Source organism: Pseudomonas sp. GL_093 (assembly GCF_057837605.1).
Genome location: NZ_CM174448.1, coordinates 6,588,415 through 6,607,984 on the forward strand (window position 1 = coordinate 6,588,415; position 19,570 = coordinate 6,607,984).

Below are 19,570 nucleotides of genomic sequence, written 5' to 3' on the forward strand. Positions count from 1 at the left end.
TTTCAGGTCGATGTAACCCGAAAAAACAACTCGATCAGTCCCCTCGCCCCTTTGGGGAGAGGGTTAGGGTGAGGGGTCGATCCAACGCCGAGCACCCATTTCCCAAACACCTCGGCCTTAGCTTGCTGCTAAAGGCAGCGGTCTTTAGACTTACGCCTCATTTCAACGAGAGCAGGGTCGATGCCAGCTGCCTTTCCCCCCGATTCTGTTGGTCTGGTGACGCCGCAAGTGGCGCACTTCAGTGAACCCCTGGCCTTGGCCTGCGGCCGTTCGCTCCCAGCTTATGACCTGATCTACGAAACCTACGGCACGCTGAACGCCGCGGCGAGCAACGCCGTGCTGATCTGCCACGCCTTGTCGGGTCACCATCACGCTGCCGGCTTCCACAGCCCCGACGACCGCAAACCCGGTTGGTGGGACAGCTGCATCGGGCCTGGCAAGCCGATCGACACCAACAAATTCTTCGTGGTCAGCCTGAACAACCTCGGCGGTTGCAACGGCTCTACCGGCCCGAGCAGCACCAACCCGGAAACCGGCAAGCCGTTCGGTGCCGACTTCCCTGTGCTGACCGTGGAAGACTGGGTTCACAGCCAGGCGCGCCTGGCAGACCTGCTCGGTATCGGCCAATGGGCCGCCGTGATTGGCGGCAGTCTCGGTGGCATGCAGGCCATGCAGTGGAGCATCACCTACCCGGATCGCATTCGCCACTGCCTCGCCATCGCCTCGGCCCCCAAGCTGTCGGCGCAGAACATTGCCTTCAACGAAGTGGCGCGCCAGGCGATCCTCACTGACCCCGAGTTCCACGGCGGTTCGTTCCAGGAAGCGGGCGTGATCCCCAAGCGTGGCTTGATGCTGGCGCGGATGGTCGGGCACATCACGTACCTGTCCGATGACTCCATGGGCGAGAAATTCGGCCGGGGCCTGAAGAGCGAAAAGCTCAACTACGACTTCCACAGCGTCGAGTTCCAGGTCGAGAGCTACCTGCGTTATCAGGGCGAAGAGTTCTCCGGGCGTTTCGACGCCAACACGTACCTGCTGATGACCAAGGCGCTGGACTACTTCGACCCGGCGGCGAACTTCGACGACGACCTGGCGAAAACCTTCGCCAACGCCCAGGCGAAGTTCTGCGTGATGTCCTTCACCACCGACTGGCGCTTCTCCCCCGCCCGCTCGCGGGAACTGGTGGACGCGCTGATGGCGGCCAAGAAAGACGTCTGCTACCTCGAGATCGACGCTCCGCAAGGCCACGACGCCTTCCTGATTCCGATCCCGCGCTACTTGCAGGCATTCAGCAATTACATGAACCGCATTACGTTGTGAGAAAGCCATGAGAGCTGATCTGGAAATCATCCAGGAATGGATCCCCGCCGGCAGCCGCGTGCTCGACCTCGGTTGCGGCGATGGCGAATTGCTGACCTGGCTGCGCGATAACAAGCAAGTCACCGGCTATGGCCTGGAAAACGACCCGGACAACATCGCCGAGTGCGTGGCCAAGGGCATCAACGTGATTGAGCAGGACCTGGACAAGGGCCTGGGCAACTTCGCGAGCAACAGCTTCGACGTCGTGGTCATGACCCAAGCGCTGCAAGCCGTGCACTACCCGGACAAGATCCTCGACGAAATGCTGCGCGTCGGTCGCCAGTGCATCATCACGTTCCCTAACTTCGGTCACTGGCGCTGCCGCTGGTACCTGGCGAGCAAGGGCCGGATGCCGGTGTCCGACTTTTTGCCGTACACCTGGTACAACACGCCGAACATCCACTTTTGCACCTTCGAAGACTTTGAAGCGTTGTGTCGCGAACGTGAAGCCAGGGTCATTGATCGGCTTGCCGTGGATCAACAGCATCGGCACGGGTGGGCCAGTAAGCTATGGCCTAATCTGTTAGGTGAGATCGGTATTTACCGTGTCAGCAGCCCCGGGCTGCAGGATCACAAGGTCGCTGTCTGAACCACGCCATTCCAAGGAGAACGAACATGGGTCGTCTAGCGCTGTTTTTACTCACTGCCTGCCTGAGCGTCACCGCCATGGCCGCCGACGTCATCAAAGGCGAGCGCAAGGAAACCTTTGGCGATGTAACGGTGCACTACAACACCTTCAACTCTACCTTCCTGACACCCGACATCGCCAAAGCGGCCGGGCTGACGCGGAGCAAGAACCAGGGTGTGATAAACGTCTCCGTGCTCAAGGATGGCAAACCACTGACCGCTGACGTCAGCGGATCGGTGAAAGACCTGACCAGCCAGACCGTACCGTTGAAGTTCAAACAGATCACCGAACAAGGCGCGATCTACTACATCGCCCAGTTCCCGGTCGATCAGCAGGAAGTCCGCACCTTCGACATCAAGGTGCAGAACGGCGATAAAATCAACACCATCAATTTCAACCAAGAGCTCTTCCCCGGCGAATGATCAACTTCACGCAACTCGTACTGGCCAGCCACAACGCCGGCAAACTCAAGGAACTTCAGGCCATGCTCGGCGAATCGGTGCAACTGCGCTCGATCGGCGAGTTCAGCAGCGTCGAACCTGAAGAAACCGGCCTGTCGTTCGTCGAAAACGCCATCCTCAAGGCCCGCAATGCCGCGCGCATTTCCGGCTTGCCGGCGCTGGCCGACGATTCGGGATTGGCAGTCGATTTCCTCGGCGGTGCGCCGGGTATCTACTCGGCTCGTTACGCCGACGGTCAGGGCGATGCGGCGAACAACGCCAAACTGCTCGACGTATTGAAGGACGTGCCGGAAGCCGAGCGCGGTGCGCAGTTCGTCTGTGTGCTGGCGCTGGTGCGTCACGCCGATGATCCGCTGCCGATCCTCTGCGAAGGCCTGTGGCACGGCCGTATCCTGCCTGCGGCCAGCGGCGAACACGGTTTTGGTTACGATCCGCTGTTCTGGGTGCCGGAGCGCGATTGCTCCAGCGCCGAGTTGAGCCCGAGCGACAAGAACCTCATCAGCCACCGCGCCCGTGCAATGGATCTGCTGCGCCAGCGTCTGGGCCTGAAATGATCCATGACTCATCCGCATCGCCGCTGATCTTCGGCGGCGATGCCCAATCGCCTCGGGCCGCGCTGCCTGTGCTGCCGCCCCTGGCGTTGTACATCCACATCCCGTGGTGTGTTCGCAAATGCCCTTATTGCGACTTCAACTCCCACACCGCCAGCCCGGTGCTGCCGGAAGAAGAGTATGTGGACGCGCTGCTGGCCGACCTCGATCAAGACCTGCATGCGGTTTACGGCCGTGAGCTGAGTTCGATCTTCTTTGGTGGCGGCACGCCGAGCCTGTTCAGCGCTGAAGCCCTGGGCCGCTTGCTTAAAGGTGTCGAGCAACGCATCCCGTTTGCCAGCGACATCGAAATTACCCTGGAAGCGAATCCCGGGACGTTCGAGCAAGAGAAGTTCGTCGCCTACCGCGCGCTGGGCATCAATCGCCTGTCGATCGGTATCCAGAGCTTTCAGGAAGAGAAACTCAAAGCGCTGGGGCGGATTCACAACGGTGACGAAGCGGTACGTGCCGCCGGCATGGCCCGTCAGGCCGGGTTTGATAACTTCAACCTGGACTTGATGCACGGCTTGCCCGATCAGTCCCTGGACGACGCCCTGAGCGACCTGCGCCAGGCCATCGCCCTGAAGCCGACCCATTTGTCCTGGTATCAGCTGACCCTGGAGCCGAACACGGTGTTCTGGAACCAGCCGCCGACGCTGCCGGAAGACGACACGTTGTGGGACATTCAGGAGGCCGGTCAGGCGCTGTTGGCCGAGCACGGTTACGCGCAATACGAAGTCTCGGCTTACGCGCAACCCGGTCGTCCGGCGCGGCATAACCTGAATTACTGGAGTTTCGGCGACTTCATCGGCATCGGCGCCGGGGCTCACGGCAAGCTGAGCCACCCGGACGGGCGCATCGTTCGTACCTGGAAGACCCGGTTGCCGAAGGACTACCTCAACCCGGCAAAAAGCTTCAAGGCTGGCGAGAAAGCCCTGACCAACGATGAGATGCCGTTCGAGTTCCTGATGAACGCGCTGCGCCTGACCGAAGGTGTCGAATCGCGGCTGTATCCGGAACGCACCGGGATGACCCTGGAAAGCCTCGCCGAACACCGCCGCGAAGCCGAACAAAGTGGCTTGTTGCAGGTCGAACCGTCACGTCTGGCGGCCACCGAGCGCGGACAGCTGTTTCTCAATGACTTGCTGCAGACATTTCTGAGCTGATTTCAGCCTTAAGGGAAAACGAATGGATTTGATACTCGACCTGCTCGCCACCGCATCCCGCTGGAGCCGTAGCAACCTGTCTGAAATCGCTCTGGCACTGGTGGGCTGCCTGCTGGTGTTGTTTGGCGCCGATATCAAAGGCTGGGTCGACCAACGCCTGGGCAGCATCGCCGGCGCCTTGCGCGTCCCGCTGATGGCCCTGCTGTGCATGATCGGCAGCGGCGTCGCGCTGATCTACGCCACACCGTGGATCATCAAAGGCCTGAGCCAGTTCAACAACTACAGCCTGGCGCCGGTGTTGTTGGTGGTGCTGGTACTGATCGGCGTAGTCGCCGACCGCCGCTGACTTTCGAACACACCCAAAAACAACTGTAGGAGTGAGCCTGCTCGCGATAGCGTCATGACATTCAACCTCTTAGGTGACTGTCAGACCGCTATCGCGAGCAGGCTCACTCCTACATTTTTTACCGCGTGATGCTCAGGACTGTTTCTCGAACTTCAGATCCCACACGCCATGCCCAAGACGTTCGCCGCGGCGTTCGAACTTGGTGATCGGGCGTTCGGTCGGGCGCGGGACGCATTTGCCGTCTTCGGCAAGGTTGCGGTAACCCGGCGCGACGTTCATCACTTCCAGCATGTACTCGGCGTACGGTTCCCAGTCGGTGGCCATGTGCAACACACCGCCGACCTTCAACTTGCTGCGCACCAGTTCAGCGAACGACGCTTGAACGATACGGCGCTTGTGGTGACGGCTCTTGTGCCATGGGTCCGGGAAAAACAGCATCAGGCGATCGAGGCTATTGTCGGCCACACAGAGGTTGAGCACTTCGATCGCGTCGCAATCGTAGACCCGCAGGTTGGTCAGGCCCTGAGTCAGCACGCCATTGAGCAGCGCACCAACACCCGGACGGTGCACTTCCACGCCAATGAAATCCTGTTCCGGCGAGGCCGCGGCCATTTCCAGCAGCGAATGGCCCATGCCGAAACCGATTTCCAGCGAGCGCGGTGCCGAACGACCGAACACCTGATCGAAGTCCACCGGCGCATCGGCCAGAGGCAACACGAACAGCGGCGTGCCTTGCTCCAGACCTTTTTGCTGGCCTTCGGTCATGCGCCCGGCGCGCATCACGAAACTCTTGATGCGGCGGTGTTGGCGCTCTTCGCCTTCTTCCGGCTGGATAGGCGTTTCGTTTGATTCAGTCATCAATGGCTCTTACTTGATCAGACCATCCAGCGGCGAGGAGGCGCTGGCATAGAGTTTTTTCGGCATGCGGCCGGCGAGGTAGGCCAAGCGACCTGCAACGATGGCGTGTTTCATGGCTTCAGCCATCATGATCGGCTGCTGGGCGTGGGCGATGGCCGAGTTCATCAGCACCGCTTCGCAACCCAGTTCCATAGCGATGGTGGCGTCGGAAGCGGTGCCGACACCGGCGTCCACCAGCACAGGAATCTTGGCTTCTTCGAGGATGATCTGCAGGTTGTACGGGTTGCAGATCCCCAGGCCCGTGCCGATCAGACCGGCCAGCGGCATCACCGCGATAACACCGATTTCCGCCAATTGACGGGCAATGATCGGGTCATCGCTGGTGTAAACCATCACGTCGAAACCTTCCTTGACCAGCACTTCGGCGGCCTTGAGGGTTTCGATCACGTTGGGGAACAGGGTTTTCTGGTCGGCCAGCACTTCCAGCTTCACCAGGTTGTGGCCGCCGAGCAGCTCACGGGCCAGGCGGCAGGTGCGCACAGCCTCGGTAGCGTCGAAGCAACCAGCAGTGTTAGGCAGGAAGGTGTAGCGATCCGGCGACAGGACTTCGAGCAGGTTCGGTTCGCCCGGGTTCTGGCCGAGGTTGGTGCGGCGCACGGCGAAGGTGACGATCTCGGCACCCGAGGCTTCGATGGCCAGGCGGGTTTCTTCCATGTCGCGGTACTTGCCGGTACCTACCAGCAAACGCGACTGGTAAGTACGACCGGCCAGGACGAAGGGCTTGTCGCTACGAACGATGCTCATGGGAAATCCTCTGTAGGGGTGAGGTTCTTGCAGAATTCTGTGCCCTTAAGGGCCGGACGACTAGCCGCCGCCGATGGCGTGAACGACTTCGACCGAATCGCCGTCGTTCAGCGTGGTGTCGGCATGCTGACTGCGCGGGACGATATCCAGATTGAGTTCGACCGCCACCCGGCGTCCGGTCAGTTCCAGACGGGTCAGCAGGGCCGCAACGGTTTCACCGTCGGGCAGTTCAAGGGATTCGCCGTTCAACTGAATGCGCATACCGAATGCCGCCATCATTTTTAGGGGCTGGCATTCTAGCCCGATCAGTCTTGGCGACCCAAGCCATTCGTCATGAAATGGACCACCCGGTCAGCTCAACCGCCAGGCGGCAAGCCCCAGGCACAACCAGCCGACCAGAAATGCCAGGCCGCCGAAGGGGGTGATGATCCCTAGCTTGCTGACGCCGGTCATGGTCAACAGGTACAGACTGCCGGAAAACAGCAGGATGCCGACGACAAACGATGCTCCCGCCCAGGTGATCAGGCGCCCGGGAATCTGCGTGGCCAGCAACGCAACGCCCACCAATGCCAATGTGTGCACTAACTGATAGGTCACGCCGGTGTGGAAAATTGCCAGGTACTCGGGCGTCAGACGGCTTTTCAAGCCATGGGCGGCGAACGCGCCAAGGGCAACGCCGGTGAAGCCGAAGAAAGCGGCCAGCATCAGAAAGCCACGCAGCATGAAGAACTCCAGTCAGACTCGATCCACAGGGTCTGTATAATGGCCCGCTCAACGGGTTCGGCCAAGCCATCTCTATGCTGCGTATATTTTTGCGACGATTCACGAAGGCCCTGCTCTGGTTCGCGGGTGGCAGCGTATTGCTGGTGCTGATCTTTCGCGTGGTACCACCACCGGGAACCGCGCTGATGGCCGAGCGCAAGGTCGAATCCTGGTTCGACGGCGAGCCCATCGACCTGCAACGCACCTGGAAACCCTGGGATGAAATCTCCGATGACCTGAAAGTCGCGGTGATTGCCGGCGAAGATCAGAAATTCCCGGAGCATTGGGGCTTTGACTTTGGCGCGATCCAGGCCGCACTGGCCCACAACGAACTCGGCGGAACGATTCGCGGCGCCAGCACCTTGAGCCAGCAGGTCTCGAAGAATCTGTTTCTGTGGTCCGGCCGCAGCTGGTTGCGCAAAGGCCTGGAAGCCTGGTTTACCGGGCTGATCGAAGTGTTCTGGCCCAAGCAGCGAATTCTTGAGGTGTACCTCAACAGTGTCGAGTGGGATGACGGTGTGTTTGGCGCTGAAGCAGCCGCCAGGCATCACTTTGGCGTCGGCGCTCGTTCGCTGTCCCGGCAGCAGGCCAGTTTGCTGGCTGCGGTGCTGCCTAACCCGCGGGTGTGGAGCGCCAGTCATCCAACTAACTACGTCGCACGGCGAGCGGGATGGATTCGACAGCAGATGAGTCAGCTCGGTGGCGATAGCTATCTGGTGGGGATCAATGATTCACGCCGCGCACCTTGGGCTCAGTAGCCGATCACTATCTTATGAACACTGAAGCCCCCCTGTGGGAGCGAGCCTGCTCGCGATGGCGGTGGATCAAACAACATTTACAGTGCCTGACCTGACGCCATCGCGAGCAGGCTCGCTCCCACAGGTGTCCGGTGTCAGCTAGACAAACTGGCCACAAACAAAAACGCCCCGATCAATGATCGGGGCGTTTTTTTATGCCGGAGCTGCGGTTAGGCGGCGATCGACAACTTGAGCTTGTTCATCGCGCTCTTCTCGAGCTGACGAATACGCTCGGCCGACACGTTGTACTTCTGCGCAAGGTCGTGCAGCGTGGCTTTTTCTTCCGCCAGCCAGCGCTGGTAGAGGATGTCACGGCTGCGGTCGTCCAGCACTTCAAGCGCTTCGTGCAGGTTGTGGTTCGAGTTGTCGCTCCAGTCGGCATCTTCCAGTTGACGGGCCGGGTCGTACCGGTGGTCTTCCAGATAGTTGGCCGGCGATTGGAAAGCACTGTCGTCGTCCGCTTCCGCGGCCGGGTCGAAGGCCATGTCATGGCCGGTCAGGCGACTTTCCATCTCACGCACTTCCCGAGGCTCTACACCGAGGCTTTCCGCCACACGGTGGACTTCCTCGTTGTTCAGCCACGCCAGACGTTTCTTCTGGCTGCGCAGGTTGAAGAACAGCTTGCGCTGGGCCTTGGTGGTCGCGACTTTCACAATGCGCCAGTTGCGCAGGATGAACTCGTGGATTTCCGCCTTGATCCAGTGCACGGCGAACGAAACCAGGCGCACACCCATTTCCGGGTTGAAGCGCTTCACCGCCTTCATCAGGCCGACGTTGCCTTCCTGGATCAGGTCAGCCTGAGCCAGACCATAGCCGGAATAGCTACGGGCGATATGTACAACAAAACGCAGGTGGGCGAGCACCATCTGCCGAGCCGCCCCCAAATCCTGCTCATAATAGAGACTCTCGGCCAGTTCACGCTCCTGCTCCGGCGTCAGCAATGGAATGCTGTTCACGGTGTGCACATAGGCCTCCAGGTTCGCACCCGGGACCAGAGCATATGCAGGTTGCAAAGAATTGGTCATACGAAAAAACCTCCGACTTACATAACTCGTGCAGTTCAGCACTGCGAAAATTGACCGGAAACCGAAAGACAAGTTCCCATAAACGCTGAAAGGTCAATACGAGCAAAATGATATTACTTTGGCGCAAGCTCCCGCAGGTGGCGTGCGACTGCAATCCATGCACCGATATACCCCAACAGCACCGCGCCAAGCAAGAGAGACAGACCGTCGGCAACTGGCACTCCGGCCAGCGCAAAATCACTGCCATACAGACCGGCCAGCCCAACCACCGCGTCGTTCAGCCAATCAAGGCCGAACGCCAATACGCCCCAGGAAAGAATCCCCGCACCGAAGCCATAAAGCGCACCCATATACAGAAAGGGCCTGCGCACATAGCTGTCAGTGCCGCCGACGAGTTTAATCACTTCTATCTCTGTGCGGCGGTTTTCAATATGAAGACGAATGGTATTGCCTATCACCAAAAGTAATGCAGAAACCAGAAGCACGGTCAGACCGAAGACAAAACGGTCACCCAGCTTGAGGATGGCTGCCAGACGCTCGACCCAGACTAGATCAAGTTGCGCCTGTTGTACCTTCGGCAGCTCGGAAAGTTTTTGTCGTAATGCTTCAAGCGCGGGCTTGTCGACTTCGTTCGGGGTGACCAGAACCACGCCTGGCAGCGGGTTTTCCGGCAGTTCCTTGAGCGCCTCACCCAGACCTGATTGCTGCTGGAACTCTTCCAGCGCCTGATCGCGGCCGACATATTCAGCATCAGCTACGCCAGGCATGCCTTTGATCTGCTCGCGCAACGACTCGCCTTCAGCGGGGCTGGCCTCGATTTGCAAATACAGAGAAATCTGCGCCGCACGCTGCCAGGAACCGCCGAGACGCTCGACGTTACTTAGCAAAAGTGACAGACCCATGGGCAAACTCAGGGCAACCGCCATCACCATGCAGGTGAAGAAGCTGCCGATTGGCTGCTTGCCCAAACGACGCAAGCTATCGAGCAGGCTGGCGCGATGGCTCTCGACCCAGGCACGGAACAGTGTCGCGAAATCCGGGCCGTCATCATCGTCGCGTTTTTTCTTTTGCGGTTGCTGATCGGCGGCCTTCGGGGCCACGCGCTCGGAAACCTTGGGGCTGCGTGTCGCACTCATACGCCGGCCTCCCCGTCACCGATCAATCGGCCGCGTTGCAGGGTCAGCATGCGGTGGCGCATGCGGGCGATCAGTGCCAAGTCGTGACTGGCAATCAGCACGCTGGTGCCCAGACGGTTGATGTCTTCGAACACGCCCATGATTTCCGCCGCCAGACGCGGATCGAGGTTACCGGTCGGTTCGTCCGCCAGCAGCAAGGCCGGGCGGTGAACGATGGCGCGGGCGATGCCGACGCGCTGTTGCTGACCAGTGGACAGGTCGCCGGGGTACAAATCAGTCTTGTCCGACAGCGCCACGCGCTCCAGCGCTGAATCCACGCGCTTGGCGATCTCGGCCTTGGACAGCCCAAGGATCTGCAAGGGTAGCGCGATGTTGTTGAACACCGTGCGATCGAACAGTAATTGGTGGTTCTGGAACACCACGCCGATCTGCCGCCGCAAATACGGGATCTGCGCGTTGCTGATGGTGCTCAGGTCTTGCCCGGCCAGCAGCAATTTGCCGGTGGTCGGACGCTCCATCGCCAGCAGCAGGCGCAACAAGGTGCTTTTACCGGCGCCAGAGTGGCCGGTCACAAACAAAAACTCGCCCCGACGGACTCGAAAGCTCAGCTCATGCAAGCCGACGTGACCGTTCGGGTAGCGCTTACCGACCTGTTCGAAACGAATCATGAACGCTCCCGCTCGGCAAACAATGCCTGGACAAAGGGTTCTGCTTCAAAAGTACGCAAATCATCGATGCCTTCACCGACGCCGATGTAGCGAATCGGCAGGCCAAACTGCTTGGCGAGGGCGAAAATCACCCCACCTTTGGCGGTGCCATCGAGCTTGGTCAGCGCCAGGCCGGTCAGTTCCACGGTCTGGTTGAATTGTTTGGCCTGGCTGATCGCGTTCTGGCCAGTGCCGGCATCGAGCACCAACAGCACCTCGTGAGGCGCCTCGGCGTCGAGCTTGCTGATCACCCGGCGAACCTTCTTCAGCTCTTCCATCAAGTTGTCTTTGGTGTGCAAACGACCGGCGGTGTCGGCGATCAGCACGTCAATGCCACGGGCCTTGGCGGCTTGCACGGCGTCGAAGATAACCGAAGCCGAGTCAGCGCCGGTGTGCTGGGCGATGACCGGGATCTTGTTGCGCTCGCCCCAGACCTGCAATTGCTCGACGGCGGCGGCGCGGAAGGTATCGCCGGCCGCGAGCATGACTTTCTTGCCTTCGAGCTGCAGCTTCTTCGCCAGTTTGCCGATGGTGGTGGTCTTGCCCGCGCCGTTGACGCCGACGACCAGAATCACGAACGGCTTGTTCTGCGAAGTGATTTTCAGCGGTTGTTCGACGGGTTTGAGCATCGCCGCCAGTTCCGCTTGCAGGGATTTGTACAGCGCGTCGGCGTCGGCCAGCTCTTTGCGCGCGACCTTCTGGGTCAGATGCTGAATGATCACCGAAGTCGCCTCGACGCCCACATCGGCGGTCAGCAGGCGGGTTTCGATGTCTTCGAGCAGCTCGTCATCGATGATCTTCTTGCCCAGGAACAGGCTGGCCATGCCTTCGCCGATGCTGGCGCTGGTTTTGGACAGGCCTTGTTTCAGGCGGGCGAAGAATCCGGCTTTGGTTTCTTCGGTACGCACGGGCTCGGCAGGCACTTCGACCGGAACGACGGGTGCGGCGGCAACGGGTGCGACGACCGGTGCCGGCGGTTGAACAACCGGAGCAACCGGAGCAACAAAAGCGGGCACCACGGGTTCTGGAACAACCGGTTCAGGCTCGGCCACCACCACTGGCGCGACAACCGGCTCAACCACTGGCGCTTGAACGGGCTCAGGAGCAAAGGCAGTCGGCGCTGGAATCGGCGGCGTAATGTGCGGCGCCAGCTCATCTTCGACCAATGCCACCGGCTCTTCTGCCACAGGCAACGTCAGCCATGGCTCGGCAATGGGCGTGAGCGGCACTTGGGCCACGACTTCGGCGACTACATCAGGCTCAGGCTCAATGGCCGTTTGCAGCACCGGCTCAGCGATCGGCCGGACAATCGGCGCAAGCTCTTCTTCTATTACCGGCGCAGGCGTTGGCTCAGGAAGTGGCTGTGGCTGTTCGACGACGGGTTCCTGCGGCTTTTTGCGCAGCCATCCGAACAGGCTTTTCTTCTCGCCAGCCGCAGCTGGGGCTTTCTTGTCGTCGTTGGAACCAAACATGGATGACGGCTATCTCACGGTAGCGACGCGCCAAAGGGCGCCTCGGCAAATAAATATTCGATGCAGAACAGACTGCGATTGACCCAGCTTGTTCACGCGCAACATTTTGTCGAGGTGCAAACAGCACCTCAAAGGTCGACTAATACGAAGGACTGGAACGGCATCGTCGGCGAAAACGCAGAGTTTAGCTGACAAACTCAAAGCTTCCGCCGTAAACCCAAACAACCTGCTGACCGATCAAAGGCCTGATAGGCGTGGCCGCCAGTAAAACGGATCAGTATCCTAGCACCCTCTCGCCCGCCGACGCTAAGACCAAGCGGGCAGCCCCAAAGGTTTAAAAACGAATGAATGCTCTAGCCCGCCGCGCTGCAGGCCTGCTGCTCAGCACAGTTTGTCTGCCCCTCTCGGCCCTGGCTGCCGATCCACAACCCACCCACGAATTCACCCTCGATAACGGCCTGAAGGTCGTCGTGCGCGAAGACCATCGTGCGCCAGTGGTGGTTTCCCAAGTCTGGTACAAGGTCGGCTCTAGCTACGAGACGCCGGGTCAGACCGGTTTGTCCCACGCCCTGGAACACATGATGTTCAAGGGCAGCGAGAAAGTCGGCCCTGGCGAAGCGTCGCTGATCCTGCGCGACCTCGGCGCCGAAGAGAACGCTTTCACCAGCGACGACTTCACGGCGTACTACCAGGTGCTGGCCCGCGACCGTCTGGGCGTAGCCTTCGAGCTGGAAGCCGACCGCATGGCCAGCCTGCGCCTGCCGGCCGACGAGTTCGCCCGCGAGATCGAAGTCATTAAAGAAGAACGTCGCCTGCGCACCGACGACAAGCCGATGTCCAAGGCCTACGAACGCTTCAAGGCCATGGCCTACCCGGCCAGCGGTTACCACACGCCGACCATCGGCTGGATGGCTGACCTGGACCGCATGAAAGTCGAAGAGCTGCGCCACTGGTACCAATCCTGGTACGTGCCGAACAACGCCACGTTGGTGGTGGTGGGCGACGTGACCCCGGACGAGGTCAAAACCCTGGCCCAGCGCTACTTCGGCCCGATCGCCAAACGTGACGTGCCACCGGCGAAAATCCCGCTGGAACTGGCCGAGCCCGGCGAACGGCAGATCACCCTGCATGTGCAGACTCAACTGCCAAGCCTGATGCTGGGCTTCAACGTGCCAAGCATCGCCACTGCTGAAGACAAACGCTCGGTCAACGCCTTGCGCCTGATCTCCGCCCTGCTCGACGGCGGCTACAGCGGACGCATTCCGACGCAACTGGAGCGTGGCGAAGAGCTGGTCTCCGGCGGTTCGTCGAGTTACGACGCCTATACCCGTGGCGACAGCCTGTTCACCTTGTCGGCAACGCCCAACACCCAGAAAAACAAAACCATGGCTCAGGCTGAAGCTGGCCTGTGGAAGCTGCTCGAACAGCTGAAAACCACCGCGCCGTCCGCTGAAGAACTGGAACGCGTCCGCGCCCAGGTCATTGCCGGCCTGGTTTTCGAGCGTGACTCGATCACCAGCCAGGCCACCGCCATTGGCCAACTGGAAACCGTCGGCCTGTCCTGGAAGCTGATGGACACCGAACTCGCTGACCTGGAAAGCGTGACCCCGGACGACATCCAGAAGGCCGCCAAGCTGTACTTCACCCGCGAACGTCTCAGCGTCGCCCATGTATTGCCGGAGGAGACGACTCATGAGTGAGCGTAAAAAACCGCGCCTGGTCCTGATGGGCCTGATCGCTGTCGCATTGATCGGGTCTGCCGCGTTTTACTTCTCGAAGACCGACGAATCCAAGGCCAGCGAAGCCCTCGACAAGGCCAAGACCAGCCAGAAGCTGCAATCGCTGGCCGAACTCGACGGCAAAGCGCCAGGCCACCGCACCCTGGACGTGCAGACCTGGAAGACCGCCGAGGGCGCCAAGGTGCTGTTCGTTGAAGCCCGGGAGCTGCCGATGTTCGACATGCGCCTGATCTTCGCCGCTGGCAGCAGCCAGGACGGCGACGCACCTGGCCTCTCCGTGCTGACCAACGCCATGCTCAACGAAGGTGTGGCCGGCAAAGATGTCGGCGCCATCGCTCAGGGCTTCGAAGGCCTGGGCGCAGACTTTGGCAACGGCGCATTTAAAGACATGGCATTGGCTTCGTTGCGCAGCCTCAGTGCCGCGGACAAACGCGAACCGGCCCTGAAGTTGTTCTCTGAAGTCGTCGGCAAACCGACCTTCCCGGCCGATTCCTTTGCGCGCATCAAGAACCAGATGCTCGCCGGTTTCGAGTACCAGAAGCAGAACCCCGGCAAACTCGCGAGCCTGGAGCTGATGAACCGTCTGTACGGCGATCACCCGTACGCGCACTCCAGCGACGGCACGGCGAAAACCGTTCCAGCGATCACACTGGCTCAACTGAAGGCGTTCCATGAGAAGGCCTACGCGGCTGGCAACGTGGTGATTGCGCTGGTGGGCGACCTGTCTCGTGCCGAGGCGGAGGCGATTGCTGCGCAAGTCTCCAGCGCGCTGCCAAAAGGCCCGGAGCTGGCGAAAATCCCGCAACCGGAGGAACCGAAAGCCAGCATCGGTCACATCGAGTTTCCGTCCAAGCAGACCAACCTGATGCTCGCGCAATTGGGCATCGACCGTGACGACCCGGATTACGCGGCGCTGTCCATGGGCAACCAGATTCTTGGCGGCGGTGGCTTCGGCACGCGGTTGATGAGCGAAGTGCGCGAGAAGCGCGGCCTGACTTATGGCGTGTATTCGGGTTTCACCCCGATGCAGGTTCGCGGCCCGTTCATGATCAACCTGCAGACCCGCGCCGAGATGAGCGAAGGCACGCTGAAACTGGTGCAGGACGTGCTCGCCGACTACCTTAAAACCGGCCCGACCCAGAAAGAACTCGACGACGCCAAGCGTGAACTGGCCGGCAGCTTCCCGCTGTCCACCGCCAGCAACGCCGACATTGTCGGCCAACTCGGCGCCATGGGGTTCTACAACCTGCCGCTGAGTTATCTGGATGACTTTATGCGTGAGTCCCAAAGCCTGACGGTCGAGCAAGTCAAAACCGCACTGAACAAACATTTGAGCACGGACAAAATGGTCATCGTCAGCGCTGGCCCGACCGTGCCGCAAAAGCCGTTACCGGCCCCAACTGATAAACCTGCCGAGCAACCGCTCGGGGTTCCGGAGCATTAATGGCCACTCGTCCTAAAAAACCCGTACACAACGTCCATAACGGCGTGAACCAACTGCGCATCATCGGCGGTGAATGGGGCAGCCGAAAGCTGAGTTTCCCGGATGCACCGGGCCTGCGCCCTACCCCGGACCGGGTGCGTGAAACCCTGTTCAACTGGCTCGCGCCTTATGTCGCTGGCGCCAAGGTTCTGGACCCGTTCGCCGGCAGCGGCGCGTTGTTCCTCGAAGCCTTGTCCCGTGGCGCGGCCATGGGTCAGGCGCTGGACGCCAGTAACATCGCGGTCGCCAGCATCAAGGAACATCTGGGCACGCTGCGCTGCACCACCGGCCAGATTCAGACCGCCGATGCCCTGCGCTACCTGGAAACCCAGACAGCGACCGCTTACGACCTGGTGTTCCTCGATCCGCCGTTCAACCAGAACCTGTTGCCGGGCGTTTGTGCATTACTTGAAGAGCGTCAGTGGCTGGCTGATGAAGCCTGGATCTACACTGAAAGCGAGAATGCGCCATCGAGCCTTGGCTTACCAGGCAACTGGCGCCTGCACCGGGAGCAGAAATCCGGGCGGGTGTATTACGCGCTGTGGCAACGTATGGCAGAGATTGCCGGTTAACCAACCGGCCTGAAAAAGGTGCGCGCCTCAAGCGAGGCTCGCACCGCTGCATCGAGAACCATCGTGCCCCAAACGCCAGAACGCTTCACCCCCGCCTTCGGCCTCGGCAACCCGCACTTGCAAACCTTGTGGGGACCGCTGTGGCGCAAAACCACACACATCGAACGCCAGCGCGAACGCTTGTGGCTTGAGGATGGCGACTTTCTCGATCTCGACTGGCACGGCCCGCACAGCGCCGATGCGCCACTGGTGCTGGTGTTGCACGGCCTGACCGGCTCTTCAAATTCGCCTTACGTGGCCGGGGTGCAGAAAGCACTGGGTGCCCAAGGCTGGGCCAGCGTCGCACTGAACTGGCGCGGCTGTTCCGGCGAGCCAAATCTGTTGCCGCGCAGCTACCATTCTGGCGCCAGTGAAGACCTGGCCGAAACCATCAAACACCTGAAGGCCCAACGACCGCTCGCGCCGTTGTATGCGGTCGGCTATTCCATGGGCGGCAATGTATTGCTCAAGCACTTGGGCGAATCCGGCAGCAATAGTGGCGTGGTCGGTGCGGTGGCGGTGTCGGTGCCGTTTCGTCTCGATCAATGCGCCGACCGTATCGGTCAGGGTTTCTCCAAGGTCTATCAGGCGCATTTCATGCGCGAGATGGTGGCCTACATTAAAAACAAGCAGCGCCAGTTCCAGCACGATGGGCGCGAGGAAGGACTGGCGGCATTGGCCGCGCTGGGCTCGTTGGAGAACATGCGCACGTTCTGGGATTTCGATGGCCGGGTCACCGCGCCGCTGAACGGTTTTGCCGATGCCAAGGATTACTATGACCGCGCCTCAAGTCGCTATTTCCTTGGCGAAATTCGTACGCCAACCCTGATCATTCAAGCGGCCGATGACCCGTTTATATTTCCTCATAGCCTGCCGCACGCCGACGAATTGTCCGCCTGCACTCAATTCGAGTTACAGACCAAGGGTGGGCATGTCGGCTTCGTCGATGGTTCGTTCAAGCAACCGGGTTACTACCTGGAACGCCGCATCCCACAGTGGTTGACCGCCGTGGGTCGTCAGTAAGGCCATGGACGTCGATCAGGGCGAGTCGATCCGATTCTGGCAAACAGCGCCGTTGGCCGGCGTCGAGTTATTGTCCGCGCGCTACATCGAACACCGTTTTGCGCCCCATGTGCATGACGGTTACGTGATCGGCATGATCATGGCGGGCGCCCAGCGCTATCGTTATCGCGGTGCCGAACACCTGGCGGGCAGCGGCACGCTGGTGCTGATCAATCCGGACGAACTGCATACCGGCCATAAAGGCACTGAGGATGGCTGGCTGTATCGGGCGTTTTATCCGGACAGCGGTCAGATTCTGTCGCTGTTGGCCGAGCTGGAACTGCCGACCAACGACTTGCCAGCATTTGGCGCCACGCTGTATCGCGATCCGGATCTGGTGAAGGGTTTCTGCCAACTGCATCATCTGCTGGAGAGTCCGTCCACGGCCCTGCAACAACAAACGGTCTGGCGGGAAATGATGCTATCGCTGCTGCAACGGCACGCCGCCGTGCCGATTGCCAGCAAGCCGGGCAAGGAACACCGCGCGGTGACGCTGGCCAAGGATCTGCTGCAAGCACAATTGGCAACGCCGCCTTCGCTGGAAGAACTGGCAGCGGCAGTCAACCTTTCACCCTTCCACTTCGCCCGGGTGTTCCGCCGCGCCACGGGCATGCCGCCACACACCTGGCTGATGCAGCAGCGCATCGCTCGGGCGCGGGCGCTGTTACAGAACGGTTGTTTGCCGCTGGAAGTGGCTACGCAGTTGGGGTTTGCTGACCAGAGTCATCTGAGTCGGCAATTCAAGCAGGTTTACGGCGTTGGGCCGGGCGCGTATCGCAGCGCCCGGCAACTCCCCGGACGTTGAGGTCGACACAGGTCCAAATGTGGGAGCGAGCCGGCTCGCGAAGGCGGTGGGTCAGTAGACATCATTGTTGACTGACACTCCGCTTTCGCGAGCAGGCTCGCTCCCACATTGGATTTGCGTTTATTCGCCCTTGGCGACGCCCCGCGCAGGATCGTTGATCCACTCGCTCCATGAACCGGCATACAACGATCCCAATGGATAACCCGCCAGACACAGCGCGAACAGGTTGTGACAGGCTGTCACGCCAGAACCGCAGTACGCCACCAGATCTCTCGGCGAACGATCACCGAGCTTCTCGGCAAAACGCTGCTTGAGCTGATCCGCCGGCAGAAAACGCCCGTCGCTGCCCAGGTTGTCGGTGAACGCCGCACATTGCGCGCCGGGGATGTGCCCGGCAATCGGGTCGATCGGTTCTACTTCGCCCTTGAAACGCGGCAAGCCGCGGGCATCCAGCAGGGTCAGCGCAGGCTGGCCGAGACGCTTCTGGAGCTGTTCAGCGCTCAAGACCAGCGCGTTGTCCGGCGACCCCGTGAAGGTGCCCCGTTCAATCTGCGGCGCATCAAGACTCAGGGGCAAACCGGCCGCGTGCCAGGCCTTGAGCCCGCCATCCAGAATGAACACGCCATCACGTTTGCCCAGCCAGGCCAGCAACCACCAGGCCCGCGCCGCGAACGCACCCGGACCGTCGTCGTACAAAATCACATCGCTGTCGGCGTTGACGCCCCAGGCTTGCAGACGTTCGATCAAGTCTGCAGGTTCAGGCAACGGATGGCGCCCGGTCACACCCTTGACCACTGTCCCGCTCAAATCACGCTCAAGATCGGCAAAGCTCGACCCGGCAATATGCCCTTCGGCATAACTGCGCTGACCATAATCCGGGTCTTCGAGGGCAAAACGACAATCCAGAATCACCAGCCCCGGCTGCTCCTTTTTCAGGTCCAACGCTTGCGGGCTGATCAGTTGCGCAATGGGCATAACGGGCTCCTGTGATTAAGTCTGTTTTGAATCCTACTGCACTTCTTCCAGCGCTTGGGCCAGCGGCACGTAAAACTCCTCGAACAACGCGTTTACCGCGTCGCGAGATTGATCCGTGACGAAACCGGCCTCAAGCACCAGCACCTGATACACACCACGTTTAATGGCCTGTTCGCTCAGGTGATTGGAATTTTCACGTGTGGTGCACAGAAAACGCACCCAGGACGTCAGGATGATCCAGGCGTTGAGCGTCAGAGACTCGATCTGAACCTTGTCCATTTGCAGGATGCCGGCCTCGACGAAGCCCGCGTAGATGTGAGTGCCATGGATCAGGCAGCGTTGGGAAAAGCGCCGATAACGGGCGGCCAGCTCCGGATCACTGTCGAGCAGGTGCTCCAGATCGCGGTGCAAAAACCGGTAGCGCCACATGGCGGCCAGCAATTCCTGAAGGTAGAAGCGCTTGTCTTCGACCGTGGCGGCACGACCCTGGGGCGGGCGCAGGAAGCTGTCCACCAGGCTTTCGTACTCACTGAACAGCACGGAGATGATCGCCTGCTTGTTGGGGAAGTGGTAGTACAGGTTGCCCGGGGAAATTTCCATATGGGCAGCAATGTGGTTGGTGCTGATGCTGCGCTCACCCTGCTGATTGAACAGCTCCAGGCTGTTCTGCACGATGCGCTCGCTGGTTTTGATCCGAGGGGCCATGGCTTGGGCTTTAATTCAAAGTGCGTTGACCGGCATCTTACGACCTATCCGCGAGGGGATAAAACAAAGCTGCGCCAGG

General features: G+C 60.4%; 22 protein-coding genes. 12 read left to right on the forward strand and 10 right to left on the reverse strand.

The annotated features are described in order from the left end of the window. The first annotated feature begins 180 nt into the window (after positions 1-180). From metX to AC3IUE_RS30480, 6 genes are read left to right on the forward strand one after another with little or no spacing between them, the layout of a single operon-like run. Complete coding sequence (metX, locus tag AC3IUE_RS30455; RefSeq protein ID WP_415758752.1) at positions 181-1,320, forward strand: homoserine O-succinyltransferase MetX; 1,140 nt, start codon at positions 181-183, stop codon at positions 1,318-1,320. A gap of 7 nt (positions 1,321-1,327) precedes the next feature. Beyond that, positions 1,328-1,948, forward strand: a complete 621-nt coding sequence (gene metW, locus AC3IUE_RS30460; RefSeq protein ID WP_008152632.1) for a methionine biosynthesis protein MetW — start codon at positions 1,328-1,330, stop codon at positions 1,946-1,948. A gap of 26 nt (positions 1,949-1,974) precedes the next feature. Then, the gene (locus AC3IUE_RS30465; protein WP_046045223.1) at positions 1,975-2,409 is read left to right on the forward strand and encodes a DUF4426 domain-containing protein; all 435 of its coding nucleotides are present in this window, start codon (positions 1,975-1,977) and stop codon (positions 2,407-2,409) included. Beyond that, the gene (gene rdgB, locus AC3IUE_RS30470) at positions 2,406-3,002 is read left to right on the forward strand and encodes an RdgB/HAM1 family non-canonical purine NTP pyrophosphatase (RefSeq protein ID WP_056738946.1); all 597 of its coding nucleotides are present in this window, start codon (positions 2,406-2,408) and stop codon (positions 3,000-3,002) included. Before AC3IUE_RS30465 ends, rdgB begins: the two co-directional genes overlap by 4 nt. After that, positions 2,999-4,204 carry a radical SAM family heme chaperone HemW gene (gene hemW, locus AC3IUE_RS30475; RefSeq protein WP_046045221.1) on the forward strand — a complete coding sequence of 402 codons (1,206 nt, stop codon included), beginning with the start codon at positions 2,999-3,001 and terminating at the stop codon, positions 4,202-4,204. Before rdgB ends, hemW begins: the two co-directional genes overlap by 4 nt. 22 nt (positions 4,205-4,226) lie before the next feature. Then, positions 4,227-4,550 (forward strand): DUF3392 domain-containing protein, encoded by a 324-nt coding sequence (locus AC3IUE_RS30480; protein WP_046045220.1) that lies wholly within the window; start codon positions 4,227-4,229, stop codon positions 4,548-4,550. Between the two features lie 132 nt (positions 4,551-4,682). Here the strand turns inward: AC3IUE_RS30480 and trmB are convergent, their stop codons facing one another. The 4 genes from trmB to AC3IUE_RS30500 form a co-directional block, all read right to left on the reverse strand. Beyond that, positions 4,683-5,408: a tRNA (guanosine(46)-N7)-methyltransferase TrmB gene (gene trmB, locus AC3IUE_RS30485; protein WP_046045219.1), complete on the reverse strand. Its 726-nt coding sequence runs from the start codon at positions 5,406-5,408 to the stop codon at positions 4,683-4,685. A 9-nt stretch (positions 5,409-5,417) separates the two neighbouring features. After that, the gene (locus AC3IUE_RS30490) at positions 5,418-6,212 is read right to left on the reverse strand and encodes a thiazole synthase (protein WP_008068101.1); all 795 of its coding nucleotides are present in this window, start codon (positions 6,210-6,212) and stop codon (positions 5,418-5,420) included. A 60-nt stretch (positions 6,213-6,272) separates the two neighbouring features. Then, positions 6,273-6,473 carry a sulfur carrier protein ThiS gene (thiS, locus tag AC3IUE_RS30495; RefSeq protein ID WP_008026157.1) on the reverse strand — a complete coding sequence of 67 codons (201 nt, stop codon included), beginning with the start codon at positions 6,471-6,473 and terminating at the stop codon, positions 6,273-6,275. A gap of 90 nt (positions 6,474-6,563) precedes the next feature. Next, positions 6,564-6,935, reverse strand: coding sequence for a DUF423 domain-containing protein (locus AC3IUE_RS30500; RefSeq protein WP_056738942.1), 372 nt, complete (start codon positions 6,933-6,935; stop codon positions 6,564-6,566). Positions 6,936-7,009: 74 nt separating this feature from the next. Between AC3IUE_RS30500 and mtgA the strand changes: the two genes are divergently transcribed. After that, complete coding sequence (gene mtgA, locus AC3IUE_RS30505) at positions 7,010-7,732, forward strand: monofunctional biosynthetic peptidoglycan transglycosylase (protein ID WP_489264539.1); 723 nt, start codon at positions 7,010-7,012, stop codon at positions 7,730-7,732. 209 nt (positions 7,733-7,941) lie between these two features. On the opposite strand, the gene rpoH is transcribed toward mtgA, so the two are convergent. From rpoH to ftsY, 4 genes are all read right to left on the reverse strand, one after another. After that, positions 7,942-8,796, reverse strand: a complete 855-nt coding sequence (rpoH, locus tag AC3IUE_RS30510) for an RNA polymerase sigma factor RpoH (RefSeq protein WP_007897890.1) — start codon at positions 8,794-8,796, stop codon at positions 7,942-7,944. 113 nt (positions 8,797-8,909) lie between these two features. Continuing rightward, complete coding sequence (gene ftsX / locus AC3IUE_RS30515; RefSeq protein WP_008152652.1) at positions 8,910-9,932, reverse strand: permease-like cell division protein FtsX; 1,023 nt, start codon at positions 9,930-9,932, stop codon at positions 8,910-8,912. Beyond that, positions 9,929-10,600 carry a cell division ATP-binding protein FtsE gene (ftsE, locus tag AC3IUE_RS30520; protein WP_008152655.1) on the reverse strand — a complete coding sequence of 224 codons (672 nt, stop codon included), beginning with the start codon at positions 10,598-10,600 and terminating at the stop codon, positions 9,929-9,931. The genes ftsX and ftsE overlap by 4 nt, the downstream gene beginning before the upstream one ends. Then, positions 10,597-12,111 carry a signal recognition particle-docking protein FtsY gene (gene ftsY, locus AC3IUE_RS30525; protein WP_489264540.1) on the reverse strand — a complete coding sequence of 505 codons (1,515 nt, stop codon included), beginning with the start codon at positions 12,109-12,111 and terminating at the stop codon, positions 10,597-10,599. The genes ftsE and ftsY overlap by 4 nt, the downstream gene beginning before the upstream one ends. Positions 12,112-12,455: 344 nt before the next feature. Between ftsY and AC3IUE_RS30530 the strand changes: the two genes are divergently transcribed. From AC3IUE_RS30530 to AC3IUE_RS30550, 5 genes are all read left to right on the forward strand, one after another. After that, positions 12,456-13,811, forward strand: a complete 1,356-nt coding sequence (locus AC3IUE_RS30530) for a M16 family metallopeptidase (RefSeq protein ID WP_489264541.1) — start codon at positions 12,456-12,458, stop codon at positions 13,809-13,811. Beyond that, positions 13,804-15,294, forward strand: coding sequence for a M16 family metallopeptidase (locus tag AC3IUE_RS30535; protein WP_056738935.1), 1,491 nt, complete (start codon positions 13,804-13,806; stop codon positions 15,292-15,294). The genes AC3IUE_RS30530 and AC3IUE_RS30535 overlap by 8 nt, the downstream gene beginning before the upstream one ends. Then, positions 15,294-15,905 carry a 16S rRNA (guanine(966)-N(2))-methyltransferase RsmD gene (gene rsmD, locus AC3IUE_RS30540; protein ID WP_033060498.1) on the forward strand — a complete coding sequence of 204 codons (612 nt, stop codon included), beginning with the start codon at positions 15,294-15,296 and terminating at the stop codon, positions 15,903-15,905. Before AC3IUE_RS30535 ends, rsmD begins: the two co-directional genes overlap by 1 nt. 63 nt (positions 15,906-15,968) lie before the next feature. Beyond that, the gene (locus tag AC3IUE_RS30545; protein ID WP_056738931.1) at positions 15,969-16,967 is read left to right on the forward strand and encodes a hydrolase; all 999 of its coding nucleotides are present in this window, start codon (positions 15,969-15,971) and stop codon (positions 16,965-16,967) included. A gap of 4 nt (positions 16,968-16,971) precedes the next feature. Continuing rightward, positions 16,972-17,811 (forward strand): AraC family ligand binding domain-containing protein, encoded by an 840-nt coding sequence (locus AC3IUE_RS30550; RefSeq protein ID WP_489264542.1) that lies wholly within the window; start codon positions 16,972-16,974, stop codon positions 17,809-17,811. Positions 17,812-17,931: 120 nt separating this feature from the next. Here the strand turns inward: AC3IUE_RS30550 and AC3IUE_RS30555 are convergent, their stop codons facing one another. Beyond that, positions 17,932-18,786 carry a sulfurtransferase gene (locus tag AC3IUE_RS30555; protein WP_489264543.1) on the reverse strand — a complete coding sequence of 285 codons (855 nt, stop codon included), beginning with the start codon at positions 18,784-18,786 and terminating at the stop codon, positions 17,932-17,934. A gap of 33 nt (positions 18,787-18,819) precedes the next feature. Further along, positions 18,820-19,491 (reverse strand): TetR/AcrR family transcriptional regulator, encoded by a 672-nt coding sequence (locus tag AC3IUE_RS30560; RefSeq protein WP_489264544.1) that lies wholly within the window; start codon positions 19,489-19,491, stop codon positions 18,820-18,822. Positions 19,492-19,570: the final 79 nt, after the last annotated feature.

What these genes read in the sequence shown, in the direction of transcription:
- AC3IUE_RS30535 (WP_056738935.1), top strand. Translation starts at nt 13,804, where the DNA reads ATGAGTGAGCGTAAAAAACCGCGCCTGGTCCTGATGGGCCTGATCGCT.
- ftsX (WP_008152652.1), bottom strand. Translation starts at nt 9,932, where the DNA reads ATGAGTGCGACACGCAGCCCCAAGGTTTCCGAGCGCGTGGCCCCGAAG.
- AC3IUE_RS30480 (WP_046045220.1), top strand. Translation starts at nt 4,227, where the DNA reads ATGGATTTGATACTCGACCTGCTCGCCACCGCATCCCGCTGGAGCCGT.
- AC3IUE_RS30560 (WP_489264544.1), bottom strand. Translation starts at nt 19,491, where the DNA reads ATGGCCCCTCGGATCAAAACCAGCGAGCGCATCGTGCAGAACAGCCTG.
- metX (WP_415758752.1), top strand. Translation starts at nt 181, where the DNA reads ATGCCAGCTGCCTTTCCCCCCGATTCTGTTGGTCTGGTGACGCCGCAA.
- hemW (WP_046045221.1), top strand. Translation starts at nt 2,999, where the DNA reads ATGATCCATGACTCATCCGCATCGCCGCTGATCTTCGGCGGCGATGCC.
- rdgB (WP_056738946.1), top strand. Translation starts at nt 2,406, where the DNA reads ATGATCAACTTCACGCAACTCGTACTGGCCAGCCACAACGCCGGCAAA.
- ftsE (WP_008152655.1), bottom strand. Translation starts at nt 10,600, where the DNA reads ATGATTCGTTTCGAACAGGTCGGTAAGCGCTACCCGAACGGTCACGTC.
- thiS (WP_008026157.1), bottom strand. Translation starts at nt 6,473, where the DNA reads ATGCGCATTCAGTTGAACGGCGAATCCCTTGAACTGCCCGACGGTGAA.
- rsmD (WP_033060498.1), top strand. Translation starts at nt 15,294, where the DNA reads ATGGCCACTCGTCCTAAAAAACCCGTACACAACGTCCATAACGGCGTG.
- trmB (WP_046045219.1), bottom strand. Translation starts at nt 5,408, where the DNA reads ATGACTGAATCAAACGAAACGCCTATCCAGCCGGAAGAAGGCGAAGAG.
- metW (WP_008152632.1), top strand. Translation starts at nt 1,328, where the DNA reads ATGAGAGCTGATCTGGAAATCATCCAGGAATGGATCCCCGCCGGCAGC.
- ftsY (WP_489264540.1), bottom strand. Translation starts at nt 12,111, where the DNA reads ATGTTTGGTTCCAACGACGACAAGAAAGCCCCAGCTGCGGCTGGCGAG.
- AC3IUE_RS30530 (WP_489264541.1), top strand. Translation starts at nt 12,456, where the DNA reads ATGAATGCTCTAGCCCGCCGCGCTGCAGGCCTGCTGCTCAGCACAGTT.
- AC3IUE_RS30465 (WP_046045223.1), top strand. Translation starts at nt 1,975, where the DNA reads ATGGGTCGTCTAGCGCTGTTTTTACTCACTGCCTGCCTGAGCGTCACC.
- mtgA (WP_489264539.1), top strand. Translation starts at nt 7,010, where the DNA reads ATGCTGCGTATATTTTTGCGACGATTCACGAAGGCCCTGCTCTGGTTC.
- rpoH (WP_007897890.1), bottom strand. Translation starts at nt 8,796, where the DNA reads ATGACCAATTCTTTGCAACCTGCATATGCTCTGGTCCCGGGTGCGAAC.
- AC3IUE_RS30500 (WP_056738942.1), bottom strand. Translation starts at nt 6,935, where the DNA reads ATGCTGCGTGGCTTTCTGATGCTGGCCGCTTTCTTCGGCTTCACCGGC.
- AC3IUE_RS30555 (WP_489264543.1), bottom strand. Translation starts at nt 18,786, where the DNA reads ATGCCCATTGCGCAACTGATCAGCCCGCAAGCGTTGGACCTGAAAAAG.
- AC3IUE_RS30490 (WP_008068101.1), bottom strand. Translation starts at nt 6,212, where the DNA reads ATGAGCATCGTTCGTAGCGACAAGCCCTTCGTCCTGGCCGGTCGTACT.
- AC3IUE_RS30550 (WP_489264542.1), top strand. Translation starts at nt 16,972, where the DNA reads ATGGACGTCGATCAGGGCGAGTCGATCCGATTCTGGCAAACAGCGCCG.